Consider the following 4012-nt stretch of genomic DNA (forward strand, 5'->3'; position numbering starts at 1 on the left):
CGCGGCCGTGCCTTCGTCCAGCATCGACGCGTTGGCGATGCCCATGCCGGTCAGGTCGGTGATGACCTGCTGGAAGTTCAGGATGGCTTCCAGGCGGCCCTGCGAGATCTCCGGCTGGTATGGCGTGTACGCGGTGTACCAGGCCGGGTTTTCGAAGATGTTGCGCAGGATGACGGGCGGCGTGTGGGTGCCGTAGTAGCCCTGGCCGATCAGCGACTTCATGACCTTGTTCTGCGCCGCGATGCCTTTCAGCTTCGCGAGTGCGGCCTGCTCGGGCAGCGGCTCGAAGAACTGGCCCAGGTCCAGCTTGTCCTTGCGGCGGATGTTGGCGGGAACGACGGCGTCGATCAGCTCGGCACGCGAGGCGTAGCCGAGGACGGACAGCATGGCCGCCTGTTCGGATGCGGACGGGCCGATGTGGCGCGGGATGAAGCCATCGCGTGCTTCGAGTTGGGTCAGGCTGGTGCGGGTCATGATGGGAGACGAAATGAAAGAATCGGCGCGTGAGGTACCACTCCGTCGCCCCCGCGCAGGCGGGGGCCCAAGTTCAGCGTGCGCGGCAGCTCGAACTTGGATTCCCGCCTCCGCGGGAATGACGGTCAATCAAATCAGCCTTCGGTGGCCTTGCCGTAAGCAGCCGCATCCAGCAGGCCATTGACGGCGGCCGGATCCGACGGCTGCAGCTTGAACAGCCACGCATCGTAGGCGTTCGCGTTGATCGAGTCCGGCGCGTCGGCCGTGGCCTGGTTCACCGCGGTGACGGTGCCCGAGACCGGGGCGTAGATGTCGCTGGCCGCCTTGACGGACTCGACGACGGCGGCGTCATCGCCGGCGGTGAAGGCCTTGCCGACCTGCGGCAGTTCGACGAACACGATGTCGCCCAGGGCGTCCTGCGCGTATTCGGTGATGCCCACGGTCAGGGTGCCGTCGGCCTCCTGGCGGACCCACTCGTGGGACTCGGTGTACTTCAGGTCGGCTGGGATGTTCATGTGCGTAACTCCGTAGTGATGGATGGTGCGGTAAGTATAGTGTTGTTTGTTCAGGAAGCGAGGATCTTGCCGTTACGCACGAACGGCAGTTTGACGACGGATGCCGCCAGTTTCTTGTCGCGGATTTCCACGTGGACCGTGTCGCCGATCGCGACGTCGACCGGCACGCGCGCGAGCGCGATCGCCTGCTGCATCGACGGGCTGAACGTGCCGCTCGTGATTTCGCCGGCATTGCCGGATGCGGCCACGACTTTCTGGTGGGCGCGCAGGATGCCGCCTTTTTCGCGCAGGATCAGGCCGACGAATTGCTGCGTCTGGCCGTTTTTCCGCAGGGCGGATTTGCCGATGAAGTCGCGCTCGGCGTTGAGGTCGACGGTCCAGGCGAGGCCGGCGTCCAGCGGCGAGACGTTGTCGTCCATGTCCTGGCCGTACAGATTCATGCCCGCTTCCAGGCGCAGCGTGTCGCGCGCGCCGAGGCCGGCCGGCTTGACGCCGGCGGCGGCGAGGGCGTTCCACAGCGCCTCGACCTGGCTGGCCGGCACGCCGATCTCGAAACCGTCTTCGCCCGTGTAGCCGGTGCGCGCGACCATCAGTTCGCCGAACGGGGTGTCGTGCACGATCACGGCGTTGAACGGCTTCAGGCCTTCCGACGGGGCCTGCGTCTGCGGCACGACCTGCCACGTTTTCGCGCGGGCGTTCGGGCCCTGCACGGCGACGAGGGCGATGCCGTCGGCGCTCAGGTCGGCGCGGCGCGGGGTGATCGTCAGGCCGCTATTGGTGGCGTCGTTCTGCTGGCTGATCCAGGCGACGTCCTTCTCGGCCGTGCCGGCGTTGACGACGAGGCGGAACCAGTCTTCGGCGAAGTAGTAGACGATCAGGTCGTCGATGACGCCGCCCTGCGGGTTCAGCATGCACGAGTACAGGGCCTTGCCCGGTGCCTGCAGCTTGTCGACGTTGTTGGCCAGCAGGCCGCGCAGGAAGGCGCGCACGTTCGCGCCTTTCAGGTCGACCACGCACATGTGCGACACGTCGAACATGCCGGCATCGCCGCGCACGGCATTGTGTTCTTCGATCTGGGAGCCGTAGTTGACGGGCATGTCCCAGCCGCCGAAGTCGACCATCTTGGCGCCGGCGGCACGGTGTACGGAATTGAGCGGGGTCGCTTTGAGCGTCATGGATCGTTCCTCGGCAGAAAATGGGTTCGCGCACGCGGATGCCCGCATGCTCTCGCACCCCTCTGTCCTCGGTACCTGAGAGATAGCGACAAGGTGTTGTCGCCTGCCCCTTCGGTGGGCCTGTGAAGGCCGCTCTCCAGAGTTGGTCCACTGCGCGTTGCGCAGCAGCCCCTGACCGGTCCGGTTGCCTGAGAGTTTTTGGGTAATGCCCCTTCGGCGGCAGCCTGCGCTGCGCTCTCCCGGTCAAGACTGCGAAGTCTATGTCAGTGGTGACGGGAAGTCAATCGGCCGGGGAGGGCTCACACGATTGCCATGAGGCACCACGGACATGCGGACGTGTTTTGTTACACTTGCTCTACGACCTTTCTGACGGAAGAGACCCACTATGAGCGAAGATCCTGGAAAACAGAAAGTAGGGTGGTTCACCCTGTCCGGCGACGTGAACAGCGACATGGTGCATCGTGTCTTCGAGGCGGTGGCCGGCATGAACGACGACGGCATCGAGACGGCGCACATCCTCCTGCAGTCGAACGGGGGCTATGTCAGCGACGGCCTGTGCCTGTACAACTTCCTGGCCAATGCCCCCGTCAATTGCGTCATGTACAACGGCGGCGCTGTCGCGTCGATCGCGGTGATCCTGTTCCTGTCGGGCCAGCAGCGCTATGCGAGCGAGACAGCGCGCTTCATGATCCACAAGTCGCATGCGACAGCTTCGCCCGGCTCGCGTCCGGATGCGCTGAACATCATCGTCGAGGGCCTGCGCGCCGACGATGCGCGCACGGAATCCATCCTGCGCAAGCACATCGAGCTGACGCCCGAACAGTGGGGCATCCACCAGTACGGCGACCTGCACCTGAACGCGCGCGACGCCAAGGCGGCGGGCATGATCGACGAGGTGCGCGATTTCGCGCCGCCCAAGGGCTCGTACCTGCGCAACATCTGATGAACAAAGAGCCTGTCGCGGTCGTCCCGCGCCAGGCTCTTTCGACCTTCCGGAAAGCGCTGCAATCAGCGCTTGCTGTCGTTCTTGTGGCTTTGACGGCCAGCCTCGGCATGCTGCTCCGGGGTGCCGCCGCGGGTGCCGCCCGAGCCGCCCGAACGCGAGCCCGAACCGGAGCCCGACTGCTTGTTGCCGTCGTTCTTGTGGCTTTGCTGACCAGCCTTGACGTGTTGTTCGTGGGAGCCGCCCTGGTTACCCGAGCGCGAAGAATTCTTGTTCGAAGCCATGATCATTCCTTTCGATAGTGGAGATGTCCTGCTTACCGAAGCGATTTCGGTATTGCAATGATGCGAGCGCGACAATTGAACGGGTATCGGATCACCTCTTGACCACTTGTAGGACTACAGGCATTACGCTAGCAATAATTTTCTTCGCTAACACGTATTTTGCATATTCTTATTCGCCGGCAATCGTGTCTTGCGACGCAGCATAGCGTTTTTGGTCGTTCGATGGTCTCTTCAATAGCATAAGCATTTTCCTGAACGTGGCGCTGGCCGATCGATTTTAATTGCCACTTGGAAATTATGTGCCACAATAGAAGAACCATGTCTTCCAGCCCCGTCCAGACCCCGGCCGCCCGCAAGGCCGCGTCGTCGCAGCAGGCGACGCTGGATGCGCTCGCCGGTATCGCAGACACCTGGGTCAAGGAGCAACTGGCGGCGATGACGGCCCGCATGGCCGCGGCACTGGGCGACCTGACCCGTCACAATGGCGACCCGCAGGACGTCCAGCGGCGCGTGAAGGCGGCCCGCCTGCTGAAGGACAATGCATACGCCTTCTTCCACCTGGCATCCGGCGCGACCGCCCTGGCGGGGGGGGGGGGGGGGGGGGGCCCCGCGCGCCCCCCC

Annotated in this window: 4 protein-coding genes, 2 pseudogenes and 2 riboswitches; of the genes and pseudogenes, 2 read left to right on the forward strand and 4 right to left on the reverse strand. The window is 64.2% G+C overall.

Translation table 11 applies throughout. The features are described from left to right. From ACEN88_RS26030 to gcvT, 3 genes and pseudogenes are all read right to left on the reverse strand, one after another. Positions 1–474 (reverse strand): annotated as a pseudogene (locus ACEN88_RS26030) (glycine dehydrogenase (aminomethyl-transferring)); the annotation flags it as partial. A gap of 134 nt (positions 475–608) precedes the next feature. Continuing rightward, entirely contained in the window at positions 609–989 is a 381-nt protein-coding gene (gcvH, locus tag ACEN88_RS26035; protein ID WP_036228522.1) for a glycine cleavage system protein GcvH, read from the reverse strand. Positions 990–1039: 50 nt separating this feature from the next. Next, the gene (gcvT, locus tag ACEN88_RS26040; RefSeq protein WP_413344330.1) at positions 1040–2164 is read right to left on the reverse strand and encodes a glycine cleavage system aminomethyltransferase GcvT; all 1125 of its coding nucleotides are present in this window, start codon (positions 2162–2164) and stop codon (positions 1040–1042) included. Positions 2165–2216: 52 nt separating this feature from the next. Then, positions 2217–2314, reverse strand: a riboswitch (glycine riboswitch). 16 nt (positions 2315–2330) lie between these two features. After that, positions 2331–2416: riboswitch (glycine riboswitch) on the reverse strand. A gap of 133 nt (positions 2417–2549) precedes the next feature. Between gcvT and ACEN88_RS26045 the strand changes: the two genes are divergently transcribed. Further along, entirely contained in the window at positions 2550–3107 is a 558-nt protein-coding gene (locus ACEN88_RS26045; protein WP_413344332.1) for an ATP-dependent Clp protease proteolytic subunit, read from the forward strand. Between the two features lie 65 nt (positions 3108–3172). Here ACEN88_RS26045 and ACEN88_RS26050 read toward each other — a convergent pair whose 3' ends face one another. Further along, positions 3173–3391, reverse strand: coding sequence for a hypothetical protein (locus ACEN88_RS26050; protein WP_413344334.1), 219 nt, complete (start codon positions 3389–3391; stop codon positions 3173–3175). 318 nt (positions 3392–3709) lie between these two features. Here ACEN88_RS26050 and ACEN88_RS26055 point away from each other — a divergent pair. Further along, positions 3710–4012, forward strand: a pseudogene (locus ACEN88_RS26055) (hypothetical protein); the annotation flags it as partial.

Origin of the sequence: Massilia sp. CT11-108 (genome assembly GCF_047302915.1) — a bacterium.
GTDB lineage: Bacteria > Pseudomonadota > Gammaproteobacteria > Burkholderiales > Burkholderiaceae_D > Telluria > Telluria orientalis.

Bases quoted from the DNA above. Each gene is read 5' to 3' on its own strand.
- gcvH (WP_036228522.1), bottom strand. From the start codon at position 989: ATGAACATCCCAGCCGACCTGAAGTACACCGAGTCCCACGAGTGGGTC.
- ACEN88_RS26045 (WP_413344332.1), top strand. From the start codon at position 2,550: ATGAGCGAAGATCCTGGAAAACAGAAAGTAGGGTGGTTCACCCTGTCC.
- gcvT (WP_413344330.1), bottom strand. From the start codon at position 2,164: ATGACGCTCAAAGCGACCCCGCTCAATTCCGTACACCGTGCCGCCGGC.
- ACEN88_RS26050 (WP_413344334.1), bottom strand. From the start codon at position 3,391: ATGGCTTCGAACAAGAATTCTTCGCGCTCGGGTAACCAGGGCGGCTCC.